Genomic DNA, 16,941 nt, shown 5'->3' on the forward strand with positions numbered 1-16,941 from the left:
CTATCCATGTTTAACTTGAACGTTCATTCAAGTTAAACCGGTGGTTCGCTGCCCGCTCACAACAGGAGGCTTGCCTTTGCTGAGTCCGATCATTTCAGCCACGTTTCAACCCCTCGAGGTGCACCGTTCATGAGTGCATCGTCCACCCCCGCCAGCGGTCTGGTACGCATGAATCCGCCGGTGTTCTACTTCGCCGCGACGGTCATTCTGCTGTTTGGTCTCGTTGTCATTGCCATGCCGGAGCAGGCTGGAGCCTGGTTGCTGGCGGCACAAAACTGGGCGGCCAATACGGTCGGCTGGTATTACATGCTCGCGATGACGCTGTATCTGGTCTTCGTGGTGGTCACCGCGTTATCCGGCTACGGCAAGATCAAACTCGGTGCCGACCACGACGAGCCCGAATTCAGTTACCTGTCCTGGGCCGGCATGCTGTTCGCTGCCGGGATCAGCATCACGCTGTTTTTCTTTTGCGTCTCGGAACCGCTGACCCACATGCTGCAACCGCCACAGGGCGAGGCCGGCACCGCCGAAGCGGCGCGGCAGGCGATGCAGATTCTGTTTCTGCACTGGGGCCTGCATGGCTGGGGCGTGTTTGCCTTCGTCGGCATGGCCCTCGCGTATTTTGCCTACCGGCATAACCTGCCGCTGGCGCTGCGCTCGGCGTTGTACCCGCTGATCGGCAAACGCATCAACGGCCCGATCGGCTATGCGGTGGATGGCTTCGGCATCATCGCCACGGTGTTCGGCCTGGGTGCCGACATGGGTTTTGGTGTGCTGCACCTCAACTCCGGACTGGACTACCTGTTCGGCATCGCCCATACCCAGTGGATTCAGGTCGGCCTGATCACACTGATGATGGGCGCGGCGATCATCGTTGCCGTTTCCGGTGTCGATAAAGGCGTGCGGGTCATGTCCGACATCAACATGCTGCTGGCCTGTGCGCTGCTGCTGTTCGTGTTGTTCGCCGGCCCTACCCAGCACCTGCTCAACACCCTGATCCAGAACCTCGGCGATTACCTCGGCGCCTTGCCGATGAAGAGTTTCGACCTCTACGCCTACGACAAGCCAAGCGACTGGCTCGGCGGCTGGACCGTGTTCTACTGGGCCTGGTGGATCGCGTGGTCGCCGTTCGTGGGCCTGTTCATTGCGCGGATTTCCCGTGGCCGGACCATCCGTGAATTCGTCTTCGGCGTGCTGCTGATTCCGCTCGGTTTCACCCTGGCGTGGATGTCGATCTTCGGCAACAGCGCGCTGGATCAGGTGCTTAATCACGGCATGAGTGCGCTGGGCATGTCGGCCATCGACAACCCGTCGATGACCCTGTACCTGCTGCTGGAAACCTACCCGTGGAGCAAGACCGTCATCGCCGTGACGGTGTTCATCAGCTTTGTGTTCTTCGTCACCTCGGCCGACTCCGGCACTGTGGTGCTCTCGACCCTGTCGGCCAAGGGTGGTAACCCCGATGAAGACGGGCCGAAATGGCTGCGGGTGTTCTGGGGCGCGATGACGGCGCTGATCACCAGTGCGCTGCTGTTCTCCGGCAGCATTGATGCGCTGAAGTCGGCGGTGGTGCTGACCTCGTTGCCGTTCTCGTTGATCCTGCTGCTGATGATGTGGGGCCTGCACAAGGCGTTCTATCTGGAGTCGCAGAAACAGATCGCGCAACTGCATTCGCTGGCGCCGGTATCCGGTTCGCGGCGTGGCAAGGGTGGCTGGCGTCAGCGCCTGAGCCAGGCTGTGCACTTCCCGTCACGCGACGAGGTGTACCGCTTCATGGACACCACGGTGCGCCCGGCGATTGAGGAGGTGACGGCGGTGTTTGTCGAAAAAGGCCTGAACGTGGTCACTCAGCCAGATCCGGCGCATGACAACGTCAGCCTGGAAATCGGCCATGGCGAGTTGCATCCGTTCATCTATCAAGTGCAGATGCGCGGCTATTTCACGCCGTCGTTTGCGCGCGGTGGCATGGGGTCCAAGCAACTCAACAACCGCCGCTACTACCGCGCTGAAGTGCACCTGAGCGAGGGCAGTCAGGACTATGATCTGGTGGGTTACACCAAGGAGCAGATCATCAACGACATCCTCGACCAGTACGAACGCCACATGCAGTTCCTGCATCTGGTGCGTTGATCGTGAGCCGAGCGCCGGGACGTTTTACGACCCGGCGCTCAGCACCATGAACAACACCATCGCCGCCATCGGCACCCCGAACACCGCACTGCCAATCGCTATTTCCGACCCCGGCGACTGCCCGGCATGCACCACCCCCACTGCGCCATTGATCACCGTCAACGCCAGCCACAGCGCGGCGAAGCCGTAGGCCATGGTCTGCCGACTGAAGCCAACACGCTCGCCGATGTAGAGCATCAGGGCGAGCAGGACCAGGCCGAAGAAAATGATGATGGCGGTGTGCATGGCGGGTTCTGCCTGGTAGATGGATTTCGCCTGATGGACCTCTATCGCGAGCAGGCTCACTCCTGCAGTGAACGCGGCTGCGCACAAATCCTGTGGCCAACCGCATTCCTTGTAGGAGTGAGCCTGCTCGCGACAGGGCCACCTCGGTGCCCTTTAGAGCATAGCCAATCCAGCCCCCGCCAACTTCATCAGGTGCTCTCGCGCTCGATCACCTTGCACTGCAATAAATTCAGGCGCTGCACATCATCACTCGGCAACACCCCAAGGCTTTCCAATACCCGCGTTGCCGCCAGCACGCCGATTTCCAGTGCCGGCGGTTTGATCGTGCTCAGGCTCGGTAACAGCATCTCGGCGAACGGGTAATCACCGAAGCCGAGTACAGCGCAGTCTTCGGGGATCTTGAGGCCGGCGCGTTGCCCGGCGAGCAGGCCACCGGGCACCACGTCGCCGCGTGGCGTCACCCGCAGGTGCCGGCCAATGCCGGTTTGGATTTCGCTCACTACAAGCGTCTGGCGCAGATTGCCGAGGCGGCCAGATTCGACACGTTGTTCGTTGCCGACAGCGTTGCCGCGCCGACTCAAAACATCGCCAGTCGCATGGCCCGCTCCGATCACTTTGAACCGCTGACACTGCTCTCGGCCCTCAGTGCGGTGACCGAACACATCGGCCTGATCGCCACAGCGACCACCAGCTACAACGAGCCGTACCACGTGGCGCGTAAATTCGCTTCGCTCGATCACCTGTCCGGCGGGCGTGCGGGGTGGAGTCTGGTGACTTCGGACAACGCCGCCGAAGCGCTGAACTTCGGGCGTGACGCACACATCGGCCACGCCGAGCGCTACAGCCGCGCGCGGGAATTTCATCAAGTGGTCACCGGGCTTTGGGACAGTTGGGAGGACGACGCCTTTCACCGCGACAAGGCCAGCGGTGAGTATTACGACCCTGCGAAGCTGCATGTGCTGGAGCACGTCGGCGAGCACTTTCGGGTCAAAGGCCCGCTGAACGTGGCGCGCTCGCCACAGGGGCAACCGGTGATCGTGCAGGCCGGCTCTTCCGAGACCGGGCGTGAACTGGCGGCACAGACCGCTGAGGTGGTGTTCACCGCGCAGACCTCGCTGGCCGGCGCGCAGGCGTTTTACGCCGACCTCAAAGGCCGCTTGGCGAAGTACGGGCGCAGTGCCGATTCGCTGAAAATCATGCCGGGGGTCTTTGTCGTCGTCGGGCAAACGGAAGCCGAAGCGCAGGAAAAGTGTGAAACGTTTCAGCAATTGGTCGAACCGGAGGTTGGCGTCGCCTTGCTTGGGCGTATGCTGGGCAACTTCGATTTGTCGAAGTACCCGTTGGACGGCCCGCTGCCGGAATTGCCACTGACGGAAAGCGGTCAGCAGAGCCGGCAGAAATTGCTCACTGAACTGGCAGGTCGGGAGAACCTGAGCCTCGCCGAACTCGGTCGCAAAATTGCTGGCGGGCGCGGGCATTACAGCCTGGTGGGCACGCCGGCGCAGATTGCCGACCGCTTGCAGGAATGGTTCGAGCAGGGCGCGGCGGATGGCTTCAATGTGCTGGTGCCGCACCTGCCGGGCGGGCTGGAAGACTTTGCCCATGGCGTGGTTCCGGAACTGCAGCGGCGTGGGCTGTTCAGAACCGAGTATGAGGGACGGACATTGCGCCAGAACCTGGGCCTTGCCCGTCCCGGCAATAGATTTGTGTAGCACCCTTCGCGAGCAAGCTCGCTCCCACATCTGGCATGCATTTACCTGTGGGAGCGAGCTTGCTCGCGAAGAAGTCGACACCCATTCAAGACAGACAAGAGAGGATTCGATGACTTACACCGCTGCCGAAAACCGCTATGACTCCATCCCTTACCGCCGCGTCGGCCGCAGCGGTCTGGTGCTGCCGGCGTTGTCGCTGGGCCTGTGGCACAACTTTGGCGACAGCACGCCGATCGACACCCAGCGCGCCTTGCTGCGCACCGCATTCGACCTGGGGATCAACCACTTCGACCTCGCCAACAACTACGGCCCGCCGTACGGCAGCGCCGAGATCAATTTCGGGCGCCTGCTGCGTGAAGATTTCAAGCAGTACCGCGACGAGCTGATCATCTCCAGCAAGGCCGGTTGGGACATGTGGCCAGGGCCATATGGTCAGGGCGGCGGTTCGCGCAAATACGTGCTGGCCAGCCTCGATCAGAGCCTGCAGCGCCTGGGCCTGGATTATGTGGATATCTTCTATTCGCACCGTTTCGACCCGGACACCCCGCTGGAAGAAACCGCCAGCGCCCTCGCCACTGCCGTGCAGCAGGGCAAGGCGTTGTACATCGGCATCTCGTCGTACTCGGGGGTGAAAACCCGCGAGATCGCCGCGCTGCTCAAAGAGTGGAAAGTACCGCTGCTGATTCATCAGCCGGCGTACAACCTGCTTAATCGCTGGGTCGAAAAGGATCTGCTCGACACCACCGACGAACTCGGCACCGGGGTCATCGCTTTCACTCCGTTGGCGCAAGGTCTGCTCACCGACAAATACCTCAACGGCGTGCCGGCGGATGCGCGGGTCAATCGTCCGGGCGGTGGTTCGCTGCAGGCCTCGCACTTGTCCGAGGCGAACATCGCGCACGTGCGCGCACTGAACGAGATTGCCAAGCGTCGCGGCCAGAGCCTGGCGCAACTGGCGCTGGCCTGGACCCTGCGTGATCCACGGGTGACCTCGGCGCTGATCGGTGCGAGCCGGCCAGAGCAGATCATCGAGAACGTCGGGGCGTTGAAGAACCTGAGCTTCAGTGCTGAAGAGCTGGCGGAGATTGACCGGTTTGCCCAGGAGGGCGGGATCAATCTTTGGGAGAAGCCTTCGACGGCGGAGTGAGTCACCCTCACATCAGCGCTCTCGCAGAGGGAGAGGGCGCCGACCGAGGTGTCTGTAGCCATACATCGACCTGAAAAACTGGTTCGACTATGGATTCAGCAAGGCAATATCAAGTCGGCGTACCTCTAAAGCCCCTCACCCTGACCCTCTCCCTCCGGGAGAGGGTCAGGGTGAGGGGCTTTTGGCTGTTAAAACGGCTCAGCGAAAGAACGGCACATCCCCCAACACCGTCGCCCGCTGCATCACCCGCCGCGCCGGGCGGTAATCGTCTACCGCGTAATGCTGCGTCACGCGGTTGTCCCAGAACGCAATGTCGTCCTTCTGCCAACGCCAGCGAATGGTGAATTCCGGCCGCGTCGCGTGCGCGAACAGGAACTTCAGAATCGCCTCGCTCTCGGTTTCCGACAGCTCGTTGATCTTCGAGGTGAAGCCTTCGTTGACGAACAACGAACGGCGTCCACTCACCGGGTGGGTGCGGATCACCGGGTGCGACAGCGGCGGGTTCTTGCGCCGCGCCTCTTCCCACTGCGCCAGCGCTTGCGGCGTGTTGCCGTAGCGCTCCAGCGGAAACGAACGGGTGAAGTCGTGAGTGGCGGTCAGCCCTTCTAGCAGGCTTTTCATCGGCGCCGAGAGTGCTTCGTACGCGGCAATTCCGCTGGCCCACAAAGTGTCGCCGCCAAACGCCGGCAACAGCTTGGCGCTGAGTACCGCGCCCATCGCCGGGGTCGGCAGGAAGGTTACGTCGGTGTGCCAGATCGCGTTGTCGCGCACGTCGGTGACGGCGGTGTCGAGGATCAGCACTTCCGGCTGCTCCGGCACGTTCGGGTAGATCGGATGAATGTGCAGATCACCGAAGTACGCGGCGAAGCGTGCCTGCTGCTGCGGCTCGATCGGCTGGTTGCGGAAGAACAGCACTTGATACTGGAGCAGCGCCTGCTCGATGGCGTCGCGCTGTTCCAGGTTCAACGGCTGGCTGACATCGACGCCGCTGATCTGTGCGCCGAGGGCCGAGCTTAAGGGGGTGATGGTCAGGCTGCTCATGGTCTTACTCTTCGAATTCGGGGGATAGAGCTTTTTGTAGGAGCCAGCCTGCTCGCGATAGCGGTTTGTCATACACAACAGCCATAGCCTGACACTCCGCAATCGCGAGCAGGCTCACTCCTGCAAGGATTTAAAAGGGCGACTTCAGTGCGCCTGGCCGTGCCACGGCACCAGTTTGCGTTGCAGGGCGCGCAGGCTCATTTCCATGGCGAAGGCGATCAGGGCGATCACCAGAATCCCCAGCACCACCACATCGGTGACCAGGAATTGCGCAGCAGACTGCACCATGAAGCCCAAACCACTGGTGGCGGCGATCAATTCGGCGGCGACCAGTGTCGACCAGCCGACGCCCAGACCGATGCGCACACCGGTCAGAATGTCCGGCAGGGCGCTGGGCAAAATCACGTGGCGAATCAGTTGTGCGCGAGTGGCGCCGAGCGACTGCGCAGCACGCAGTTTCGCCGGGTCGACAGTGCGCACGCCGGTCGCAGTCGCGATGGCAATCGGGGCGAAAATCGCCAGGTAGATCAGCAGCACTTTCGACAACTCGCCAATGCCGCACCAGATCACGATCAGCGGCAGATAAGCCAGTGGCGGAATCGGTCGGTAGAACTCGATCAGCGGATCGAGCACGCCACGGGCGATACGGTTGGCGCCGATGGCAATGCCCACCGGCACTGCGGTCAGAATCGCAAAACCGAGGCCCAGGCCAATGCGGCTCAGGCTCGCGCCCAAGTGCTGCCACAGGGTTGAATCCATGTAGCCGGTGGTCGCCAGCAGCCAGCCTTTTTGCAGCACGGCGGACGGTGGTGGCAGGAACAGCGGTTCGATCAAACCGCTGGCGGTCACCGCCCACCAGAGCACCAGCAAGGCGAACAAGGTCAGCAGGCTGATCCAGCGCGTGCTGAGGCTGCGCCGCACGGGAATCGCCACCGAAGGGGGTTTCACCGCCGCAGCGGAAACGTCGTAACTGCTCATGCGCGCTCCTGCCGCTGAACGGCGCTGCGTTGCGAGAACACTTTGCTCAGCACGTGCTCGCGGGTTTCGATAAAACGCGGGTCGGATTTGATCGCTCGGGCGGACTCACCGGCGGCGTAACGCTGGCCGAAATCCAGGTGCAGACGTTCGACGATCTGCCCCGGATTCGGCGCGAGCAGAATCAGGTCAGTGGCGAGGAACACCGCTTCTTCGATGTCGTGGGTAATCAGGAATACCGGTTTGGCGGTGCGCTGCCAGACTTGCAGCAACAGCTCCTGCATCTGTTCGCGGGTGAAGGCGTCGAGGGCACCGAAGGGTTCGTCCATCAGCAATACACGCGGGTCAGCGGCGAGGGCGCGGGCCAGGCCGACGCGCTGTTTCTGCCCGCCGGAGAGTTGCCAGATACGGCGGCTATCAAACCCTGTGAGATCGACCAGCGTCAGCATTTCACGGGCAATCTTTTCGCGTTTGTCCCTGGCGACGCCGGCCAGTTCCAGACCAAAAGCGACGTTGGCCAGCACGTCCTGCCAGGGCAGCAGGGCGTCGTCCTGGAACACCACGCCGCGTTCGGCGCTCGGGCCTTTGACCGGCACGCCGTCGAGGGTGATGCGCCCGGCGCTGGGCTCGACGAAACCGGCAATCAGGTTCAACAGCGAAGTCTTGCCACTGCCGGACGGGCCGAGGGCGACCAGCAACTGCTGAGGCCCGAGGGTCAGGGAAATGTCCGCCAGCACCGGGTCCGGGCTGCCGGGATACTGTGCGCTGATGCGCTCCAGCTGTAGCAAGGCCATCGCAGTTAACTCCCGATCAGTTGGTGATGTATTTGGCGCTGACGTACGGCGCGTAGTCCGGCAGCACGGCTTCAACCTTGCCTTGCTCCTTGAGGAACGCGGCGGTGTCGGTGATGGCCTTGGTGGTCGGCGCGCCGAGGGTGATCACCTGATCCGCCGCCAGCGGGTAGACGTTGCCTTGCAGCAGCAGCGGAATGTCGCTGGCCTTGGCGCCGGAGAGCTTCACCAGTTTGTCGACATTGCTCTGGTTGGCGAGCCAGGCTTGCGGATCCTTGCGGTAGTCGGCGTAGGCGTCGAGGGTGACCTTGGCGAATGCGCTGACGATTTCCGGGTGCTTCTCGGCGAAGTCTTTGCGCACGATCCACGCATCGAAGGTCGGCGCGCCAAACTTGGCCAGTTCGCCGGAGGTGATCAGCACCTTGCCGTTTTCCTTGGCGACGCCGAGTGCCGGGTCCCAAACGTAAGTGGCGTCAATGTCACCGCGTTTCCACGCAGCAATGATCGCTGGTGGCGCGAGGTTGAGTACGGTGACTTTCGACGGGTCGATGTTCCAGTGCTTGAGCGCCGCGAGCAGGCTGTAGTGACCGGTGGACACGAACGGCACGGCGATTTTCTTGCCGACCAGATCCTGCGGGCTCTTGATGCCGGAACCGTCGCGGGCGACCAGCGCTTCGGCGGCGCCGATCTGGGTGGCGATGAGGAAGGTTTCCACCGGGACCTTGCGGGTGATCGCTGCAGTCAGTGGGCTGGAACCGAGGTAACCGATCTGCACGTCACCGGAGGCGATGGCGGCGATGATGTCGGCGCCGTTGTCGAACTTGCGCCAGCTGATGTCGGCCTTGGTGGCCTTCTCGTAAGCACCGTCGGCCTGGGCAACTTTTGCCGGGTCAACGGTGGTCTGGTAAGCGACGGTGAGGTCGGCAGCCTGCGCCAGAAAGCTCGCGGCAGCCAGAGAGGCCACGGCCAGCAGGCGCAGCGGGAAATTCAGTTTCATGGGGAGTGCTCCATATCAGGCTACCGAGGTTCGGCGTGAAAGGAGACTAAATGATCTAAGAATCTAAAAATAAATAACTTTTTAGAATGAGCTTATGAGCGGAAAAATCTAAGAGCGGGGGAGTTTGTGGGCGTTTCGGAGTTATTCGTTCGACATTAGATCTTTGCCCCCTCACCCCAGCCCTCTCCCCCAAGGGGGCGAGGGGAAAGGGAGCCAATCTCTGTGCTTTTCAAGGCCTGAGTTCGACGCGGTATTTCAGGTCGGCGCATTTCGCATCAACCACCCGGTCAGTCCCCTATCCCCCCCAGAGGGGCGAGGGGAAAGGGAGCCGATCTCTGTGCTTTTCAAGGCCTGAGTTCGACGCGGTATTTCAGGTCGGCGCACTTCGCATCAACCACCCGGCCAGTCCCCTATCCCCCCCAGAGGGGCGAGGGGAAAGGGAGCCGATCTCTGTGCTTTTCAAGGCCTGAGTTCGACGCGGTATTTCAGGTCGGCGCACTTCGCATCAACCACCCGGTCAGTCCCCTCTCCCCCAGAGGGGCGAGGGGAAAGGGAGCCGATCTCTGTGCTTTTCAAGGCCTGAGTTCGACGCGGTATTTCAGGTCGGTGCACTTCGCATCAACCACCCGGTCAGTCCCCTCTCCCCCAGAGGGGCGAGGGGAAAGGGGGCCGATCTCTGTGCTTTTCAAGGCCTGAGTTCGACGCGGTATTTCAGGTCGGCGCACTTCGCATCAACAACGCGGTCAGTCCCCTCTCCCTCTGGGAGAGGGCTAGGGTGAGGGGCTTTTAATTGCTGATCGCCAGAATGCTCGCCTGATACGAACCGACGAACACGTCGAAATCCCCAACCTCGTTCTGCTCCAGCTCAGCCTGCGCCGCCAGCGACGAACGCGCGAGCTCCTCAAACTTCGCTTGATCTTCCGCCGCCAACGGCTCGCTGCGGAAGAACTCGGCATGGGCCTGGCTCTGACGCAGGGAGAACTGCGCGAAGCTTTCCTTGTGCTCGGCCATCGCCGCCAGCACCTGCGCCGACGGGGTCAGGGATGGGTCGCTGACCTTGGCCAGTTGCGCATCCAGTGCCTTGCTGTGCGCATCGCCGCCGTGGCTCTGATCGAGCAGGGCGGCCAGCGGCGCGATCTGTTCCAGCAACTCGGCGGCCCAGGTCTTCAGCTCGACCGGCTGTCCGTCGCGCTGCAATTGCAGGCCCGGTCGGCGACCTTCCTTGACCACGCTGAGGAAGTTCGAAGTGGCATTGCCGCACGAGGTGTTGGTCAGCAACGGGCTGTCGTTCAGCGCGCAGTACAGCAGGAACGCGTCGAGGAAGCGCGACTCGGTGACGTCGATGCCCATCGGCAGGAACGGGTTGATGTCCAGGCAACGCACTTCGACGTACTGGATGCCACGGGCCATCAGCGCCTGGATCGGCCGTTCGCCGGTGTAGGTCACGCGTTTCGGGCGGATGTTGGAGTAGTACTCGTTTTCGATCTGCAGGATGTTGGTGTTGAGCTGCACCCACTCGCCATCCTTGTGCGTGCCGACTTCAACGTACGGCGGGTACGGCGTGGCCACGGCCTTGCGCAGGCTGTCGGTGTAGCTCGACAGATCGTTGTAGCACGGCGTCAGGCCGGCCTGGGCGTTGCTCTGGTAACCGAGGTCGCTCATGCGCAGGCTGGTGGCGTACGGCAGGTACAGGGTGTCCGGGTCCAGTTGTTCCAACTGGTGCGAACGACCGCGCAGGAAACCTGCATCCAGCGCCGGCGAGGCACCGAACAGGTACATCAGCAGCCAGCTGTAGCGACGGAAGTTGCGGATCAGCGCGATGTAGGACGATGACTGGAAATCGCGGTCGGTGCCGACGAAACCTTCGGCTTCGCGCAGCAGCGGCCAGAGCTTTTCCGGCAGGGAAAAGTTGTAGTGGATCCCGGCAATGCACTGCATGGTCTTGCCGTAGCGCAGGGCCAGGCCCTTGCGATAAACGTACTTGAGCTGCCCGATGTTGGAGGTGCCGTAATAGGCGATCGGGATGTCTTCCTCGGCCGGCAACGGGCACGGCATCGACGGACTCCACAGGTACTCGTTGCCGAGCTTGCTGTAGGCAAAGCGATGAATCTTGTCCAGGCTCGCCAGGGTGTCTGCCGGGTCGGGCAGGGCGGGCGTGATGAATTCCAGCAGCGACTCGGAGTAGTCGGTGGTGATCTGTTCATTGGTCAGCGCGGAACCCAAGGCTTCCGGGTGCGGCGTTTGCGCCAGTCGACCTTCGCTGGTCACGCGCAGGCATTCACGTTCGATACCGTGAAGGCACTGTTCGAGCAGAGAGAGGTTGGCGCGCTCGCCGAGCAGAGCCAGGCGGCGGTTGAGAAGTTCGCTCAATTTGGATTCCTTCACGCGTCAGTCGCCCCAATATGGGGGTGGGCAGGACGGTCTACAAGGGTGAAGTTGAAACTGGCGTTTTCGCCTGGTTTTTGAGCCGTAAAGGCCCGTGCCGATCGCCAACTTCACTCCTTGAATCTGGCTATTGCGCGTGCGGAAAAGTTCGACGCCGCAGACACAGCGCCGAAATTAACTCAAATTGATGACCAGTAGCTACAGGACAGCGAACGTGCCTTGCGCTTTTGCGACCAGTTTGTCGCCCTGCATCACGTCGGCTTCGACCACCAATGTGCGGCGGCCCGGGTGGATCACCCGGGCCGTGCACAGCACCTCGCCGTCGGATACGGCGCGGATGTAGTTGATCTTGCACTCGATGGTCGCGCTCTGCTGATCGAAGCCGTGGGTGCTGGAACAGGCCAGCCCCATGGCAATGTCGACCAGACTGAACAGCGCGCCACCGTGCAACTTGCCGCCACGGTTGCGCAGTTCCGGTTCCAGCACCAGGGCGACTTGCGCCACCCCGGTTTCCAGGCTGTGCAGGCGGCAGCCCAACAGCTTGAAAAACGCGCTCTCGACGAGCCCGGCCGGAATCTCCATCAGCGTTTCTTCAACTGCTTGGCGTTGGCGAACAGCGAGGCCATCGCATTGTTCACCGGCGCGGCAGGAGCGGATTCCTTGCGTGGCGCGTTGCCCGAAGACTGGCGCGGCGCCGAGCCCGGACGCGAACCACGGGCACCGTCGATCTTCTCGCCCGGGGTGTCGCTCATGCGCATCGACAGGCCGACGCGTTTGCGCGGGATGTCGACTTCCATGACCTTCACTTTCACTACGTCACCGGCCTTCACCGCTTCGCGTGGGTCCTTGATGAATTTCTCCGACAGTGCCGAGATGTGCACCAGACCGTCCTGATGCACGCCGATGTCGACGAATGCGCCGAACGCGGTCACGTTGGTCACGACGCCCTCGAGGATCATCCCCAGTTGCAGGTCTTTCAGGTCTTCGACGCCTTCCTGGAACTCGGCAGTCTTGAATTCCGGACGCGGGTCGCGACCCGGTTTTTCCAGTTCTTGCAGGATGTCGGTGACGGTTGGCAGACCGAAGGTTTCGTCGGTGAATTTCTTCGGATCCAGACGCTTGAGGAACGCGGCATCGCCAATCAGCGAGCGAATGTCGCGGTCGGTTTCAGCGGCAATGCGTTGCACCAGCGGATAGGCTTCCGGGTGAACCGCCGAGGAATCCAGCGGGTTGTCACCGTTCATCACGCGCAGGAAACCGGCCGCCTGTTCGAAGGTTTTTTCGCCCAGACGTGCGACTTTCTTCAGTGCCGCGCGGGTTTTGAATGCGCCGTGTTCGTCACGGTGGGCAACGATGTTCTGCGCCAGGGTCGCGTTGAGGCCGGAGATCCGCGCCAACAGTGCCACCGAGGCGGTGTTCACGTCGACACCAACGGCGTTCACACAGTCCTCGACCACCGCATCCAGCCCGCGCGCCAGTTTCAGTTGCGAGACGTCGTGCTGGTATTGGCCGACACCGATGGATTTCGGGTCGATCTTCACCAGCTCTGCCAGTGGATCCTGCAGACGGCGGGCGATGGATACTGCACCACGGATCGACACGTCGAGATCCGGGAATTCCTTGGCCGCCAGTTCCGACGCCGAGTACACCGATGCACCCGCTTCGGAAACCATGACCTTGGTCATTTTCATTGCTGGGTATTTTTTGATCAGCTCGATGGCCAGCTTGTCGGTTTCGCGGCTGGCGGTGCCGTTGCCGATGGCGATCAGGTCCACCGAGTGCTTGGCGCACAGCGCGGCCAGAATGGCGATGGTCTGATCCCATTTGTTGTGCGGCACGTGCGGGTAAACCGTGGCGTGGTCAAGCAGCTTGCCGGTGGAGTCGACCACGGCCACCTTGCAACCGGTACGCAGGCCCGGGTCGAGGCCCAGCGTGGCACGCGGGCCGGCCGGCGCGGCCAGCAGCAGGTCGTGCAGGTTGTGGGCGAAGACGTTGATCGCCTCGGTTTCGGCGCCGTCGCGCAGTTCGCCGAGCAGGTCGGTTTCCAGGTGGGTGTAGAGCTTGACCTTCCAGGTCCAGCGCACCACTTCACCGAGCCATTTGTCGGCCGGGCGGTTCTGGTTCTGGATACCGAATTGCTGGCCGATCATGCCCTCGCACGGGTGCATGGTGCCCGGCAGTTCGTCGCCGACTTTCAGCGCGGAGCTGAGAATGCCTTCGTTGCGGCCACGGAAAATCGCCAGTGCACGGTGCGACGGCATGCTTTTCAGCGGTTCGTCGTGCTCGAAGTAGTCGCGGAACTTGGCGCCTTCTTCTTCCTTGCCGGCAATCACGCGAGCGCTGATGGTCGCTTCCTGCTTGAGGTAGTTGCGCAGTTTTTCCAGCAGGCTGGCGTCTTCGGCGAAGCGCTCCATCAGGATGTACTTGGCGCCTTCGAGCGCTGCCTTCACATCGGCCACGCCTTTTTCGGCATCGACAAAACGTGCGGCTTCGGCTTCCGGGGACAGATTCGGGTCGTTGAACAGGCCGTCGGCCAGCTCGCCGAGGCCGGCTTCCAGGGCGATCTGGCCCTTGGTGCGGCGCTTTTGCTTGTACGGCAGGTACAAGTCTTCGAGGCGGGTCTTGGTGTCGGCGAGTTTGATATCGCGTTCGAGGGCCGGGGTGAGTTTGCCTTGCTCCTCGATGCTGGCGAGGATGCTGATGCGCCGTTCGTCGAGTTCTCGCAGGTAGCGCAGACGCTCTTCCAGATGACGCAGCTGGGTGTCATCGAGGCTGCCGGTGACTTCTTTCCGGTAACGGGCGATGAAGGGAACGGTAGAGCCTTCATCGAGTAGCGCGACGGCCGCTTCGACCTGTTGCGGGCGTACGCCGAGTTCCTCGGCGATGCGGCTGTTGATGCTGTCCATAAAACCACCTGACATAGTGTGAAAGCAGGCTCGCAGGCACGGAAATAAAGGCCCGGAGTCTGGTTGAGCGGCTAGAAAATTGCCGCTGCCTGGGTCAAAAGGCTCCCCATTGACCCGTGAAATCGAACAATTACTGCGCCGGTCCGGAAAAAATCGCGGCCACCTGCGGTAACGATTCAGACGTTGCCTGGCACAAAACGCCGCGCATTATAACCAGCGTTCTGTCATTCGGGGGTGTAGCAGTCTGTAGGCATAAACCCCGGTTTTCTGGCAGTGAAGGAAAAATCTGCTAACAATGCACACGGTGCGTATAACGGCAGCTACGCCATAATGCGCGCCGAGCTAAAAGGAGCATCCAATGAGCAGCACTGTAAATAATGCTGAAGGCGAAAAAATTCTTATTGTTGACGACGATCCGGGTCTGAGCAGCCTGCTGGAACGTTTTTTCGTCAGCAAGGGCTACCGCGCCCGTACCGTACCGAACACCGAGCAGATGGATCGTCTGCTGTCGCGTGAAGTCTTCAATCTGGTGGTCCTCGACCTGATGCTGCCGGGCGAAGACGGCCTGACCGCGTGCCGCCGTCTGCGGGCCGCGAACAATCAGATTCCGATCATCATGCTCACCGCCAAGGGCGATGAGATGAGCCGTATCAAGGGCCTGGAACTGGGCGCCGACGATTACCTGGCCAAGCCGTTCAACCCGGACGAGCTGATGGCGCGCGTCAAAGCGGTGTTGCGCCGCCAGGCCGCACCGGTCCCGGGCGCACCGGGCAGCGAAGATGAAAACGTCACCTTCGGTGATTACGTGTTGTCGCTGGCTACCCGCGAACTGAAACGCGGCGATGAAGTGCACATGCTCACCACCGGTGAGTTTGCGGTACTCAAGGCGCTGGTGATGAACGCACGTCAGCCCCTGACCCGCGACAAACTGATGAACCTGGCCCGTGGCCGCGAGTGGGATGCGCTGGAGCGTTCCATCGACGTGCAGATCTCCCGTCTGCGCCGGATGATCGAACCCGATCCGTCCAAGCCTCGCTACATCCAGACTGTCTGGGGCGTGGGTTACGTGTTTGTGCCGGATGGTGCCGCCACCAAGTGATCGGTGATTTGTAGGAGCGGGTCTGCCGGGGGCGGGTCGAACGGCCATTCCCGCAGACTCGCAATCCGCAATATGCGAGCATTGCTCGCTCCTGCAAGTGTGTAGCGGTTATTGATGAAAACCCCTGTCTGGTTCCCCCAAAGTTTCTTCTCCCGCACCCTTTGGCTGGTGCTCATCGTCGTGCTGTTTTCCAAGGCGCTGACTCTGGTTTATCTGCTGATGAACGAGGACGTGCTGGTGGATCGCCAATACAGCCACGGCGTCGCCCTGACGCTGCGCGCCTATTGGGCGGCTGACGAGGAAAACCGCGCAAAAATCGCCGATGCCGCGACCTTGATCCGGGTGGTCGGTGCCGGTGTGCCGGAAGGCGAACAGCACTGGCCGTACAGCGAGATCTACCAGCGCCAGATGCAGGCTGAGCTCGGTGCCGACACCGAAGTGCGTTTACGCATGCACTCGCCGCCAGCGCTGTGGGTGCGTGCGCCGAGCCTCGGTGATGGCTGGCTGAAAGTGCCGTTGTATCCACACCCGCTGCGTGGTCAGAAAATCTGGAACGTGCTCGGCTGGTTCCTTGCCATCGGTTTGTTGTCGACCGCCTCGGCGTGGATTTTCGTCAGCCAGCTCAACCAGCCGTTGAAGCGCCTGGTGTACGCCGCCCGGCAACTGGGCCAGGGTCGCAGCGTGCGTCTGCCGATCAGCGACACGCCGAGTGAAATGACTGAGGTGTATCGCGCCTTCAACCAGATGGCCGAAGACGTCGAACAGGCGGGACGTGAGCGTGAACTGATGCTGGCCGGTGTCTCTCACGACTTGCGCACGCCGCTGACGCGCCTGCGCCTGTCGCTGGAGTTGATGGGGGATCATAACGACCTGACCGACGACATGGTGCGCGACATCGAAGACATGGACGCGATTCTCGACCAGTTCCTTGCGTTCATTCGTGATGGCCGCGATGAGTCAGTGGAGGAGGTGGATCTCAGCGATCTGGTGCGTGAGGTGGCAGCACCTTACAACCAGAATGAAGAGAAGGTGCGTTTGCGTCTGGAGCCGATCCAGCCATTCCCGCTGCGGCGGGTTTCGATGAAGCGCCTGCTGAACAACCTGATCGGCAACGCCTTGAACCATGCGGGCGGCAGTGTTGAGGTGGCGGCGTATGTGTCCGGCGACACCAGCGCGCCGTACGTGGTCCTGAGCGTGATGGATCGTGGCGCGGGCATCGACCCTGCGGAGCTTGAAGCCATCTTTAACCCGTTCACCCGTGGCGACCGCGCCCGTGGCGGCAAAGGCACCGGGCTGGGCCTGGCGATTGTGAAGCGGATTGCTTCGATGCATGGCGGCAATGTCGAGCTGCGCAATCGCTCCGGGGGAGGGCTGGAGGCGCGAGTACGCTTGCCGTTGGGATTGATGCTTCCTCGGGATGCGGTATAGGAGCAGCGGCGAGTTTCAAGCGGCAAGCGGCAAGCGGCAAGCGGC

At 61.9% G+C, this 16,941-nt stretch carries 13 protein-coding genes and 1 pseudogene; 5 read left to right on the forward strand and 9 right to left on the reverse strand.

Annotated features, from left to right (window positions below):
- Positions 1-168: 168 nt before the first annotated feature.
- A complete protein-coding gene (gene betT, locus HV782_RS02270) occupies positions 169-2,130 on the forward strand; it encodes a choline transporter BetT (protein WP_177490504.1) in 1,962 nt (653 codons plus the stop codon).
- A 24-nt stretch (positions 2,131-2,154) separates the two neighbouring features.
- Here the strand turns inward: betT and HV782_RS02275 are convergent, their stop codons facing one another.
- Entirely contained in the window at positions 2,155-2,415 is a 261-nt protein-coding gene (locus HV782_RS02275) for a hypothetical protein (protein WP_123470533.1), read from the reverse strand.
- 188 nt (positions 2,416-2,603) lie between these two features.
- A pseudogene (locus HV782_RS02280) lies at positions 2,604-2,861 on the reverse strand (substrate-binding domain-containing protein); the annotation flags it as partial.
- On the opposite strand from HV782_RS02280, the gene HV782_RS02285 reads away from it, so the two are divergent.
- Both HV782_RS02285 and mgrA read left to right on the forward strand, forming a co-directional pair.
- Positions 2,829-4,127 carry an LLM class flavin-dependent oxidoreductase gene (locus HV782_RS02285; protein ID WP_186748046.1) on the forward strand — a complete coding sequence of 433 codons (1,299 nt, stop codon included), beginning with the start codon at positions 2,829-2,831 and terminating at the stop codon, positions 4,125-4,127. The pseudogene HV782_RS02280 and the gene HV782_RS02285 sit on opposite strands and share 33 nt — an antisense overlap.
- A gap of 109 nt (positions 4,128-4,236) precedes the next feature.
- Positions 4,237-5,274 carry an L-glyceraldehyde 3-phosphate reductase gene (gene mgrA, locus HV782_RS02290; protein ID WP_007917913.1) on the forward strand — a complete coding sequence of 346 codons (1,038 nt, stop codon included), beginning with the start codon at positions 4,237-4,239 and terminating at the stop codon, positions 5,272-5,274.
- Positions 5,275-5,472: 198 nt separating this feature from the next.
- Here mgrA and tauD read toward each other — a convergent pair whose 3' ends face one another.
- The 7 genes from tauD to HV782_RS02325 all read right to left on the reverse strand — a co-directional run bounded on the left by tauD (position 5,473) and on the right by HV782_RS02325 (position 14,369).
- Positions 5,473-6,315 carry a taurine dioxygenase gene (gene tauD / locus HV782_RS02295; protein ID WP_128614681.1) on the reverse strand — a complete coding sequence of 281 codons (843 nt, stop codon included), beginning with the start codon at positions 6,313-6,315 and terminating at the stop codon, positions 5,473-5,475.
- Between the two features lie 144 nt (positions 6,316-6,459).
- Positions 6,460-7,293 carry a taurine ABC transporter permease TauC gene (gene tauC, locus HV782_RS02300; protein ID WP_123470541.1) on the reverse strand — a complete coding sequence of 278 codons (834 nt, stop codon included), beginning with the start codon at positions 7,291-7,293 and terminating at the stop codon, positions 6,460-6,462.
- Positions 7,290-8,084, reverse strand: coding sequence for a taurine ABC transporter ATP-binding subunit (tauB, locus tag HV782_RS02305; RefSeq protein ID WP_123470543.1), 795 nt, complete (start codon positions 8,082-8,084; stop codon positions 7,290-7,292). Before tauB ends, tauC begins: the two co-directional genes overlap by 4 nt.
- Before the next feature lie 16 nt (positions 8,085-8,100).
- Complete coding sequence (gene tauA / locus HV782_RS02310) at positions 8,101-9,078, reverse strand: taurine ABC transporter substrate-binding protein (RefSeq protein ID WP_123470544.1); 978 nt, start codon at positions 9,076-9,078, stop codon at positions 8,101-8,103.
- A gap of 786 nt (positions 9,079-9,864) precedes the next feature.
- Complete coding sequence (gshA, locus tag HV782_RS02315) at positions 9,865-11,448, reverse strand: glutamate--cysteine ligase (RefSeq protein WP_186748679.1); 1,584 nt, start codon at positions 11,446-11,448, stop codon at positions 9,865-9,867.
- Between the two features lie 213 nt (positions 11,449-11,661).
- Positions 11,662-12,045, reverse strand: coding sequence for a PaaI family thioesterase (locus HV782_RS02320; RefSeq protein WP_007917925.1), 384 nt, complete (start codon positions 12,043-12,045; stop codon positions 11,662-11,664).
- Positions 12,045-14,369 carry a Tex family protein gene (locus HV782_RS02325; RefSeq protein ID WP_123470548.1) on the reverse strand — a complete coding sequence of 775 codons (2,325 nt, stop codon included), beginning with the start codon at positions 14,367-14,369 and terminating at the stop codon, positions 12,045-12,047. The genes HV782_RS02320 and HV782_RS02325 overlap by 1 nt, the downstream gene beginning before the upstream one ends.
- A 358-nt stretch (positions 14,370-14,727) precedes the next feature.
- Here HV782_RS02325 and ompR point away from each other — a divergent pair, with 358 nt between their 5' ends.
- Together ompR and HV782_RS02335 are read left to right on the forward strand one after the other, a co-directional pair.
- Entirely contained in the window at positions 14,728-15,468 is a 741-nt protein-coding gene (gene ompR, locus HV782_RS02330) for an osmolarity response regulator transcription factor OmpR (RefSeq protein ID WP_123470549.1), read from the forward strand.
- Between the two features lie 114 nt (positions 15,469-15,582).
- A complete protein-coding gene (locus tag HV782_RS02335) occupies positions 15,583-16,896 on the forward strand; it encodes an ATP-binding protein (protein WP_123470551.1) in 1,314 nt (437 codons plus the stop codon).
- The last annotated feature ends 45 nt before the right edge of the window (positions 16,897-16,941 follow it).

The sequence above is a fragment of the Pseudomonas monsensis genome (assembly GCF_014268495.2).
GTDB classification, from domain to species: Bacteria; Pseudomonadota; Gammaproteobacteria; order Pseudomonadales; family Pseudomonadaceae; genus Aquipseudomonas; species Aquipseudomonas monsensis.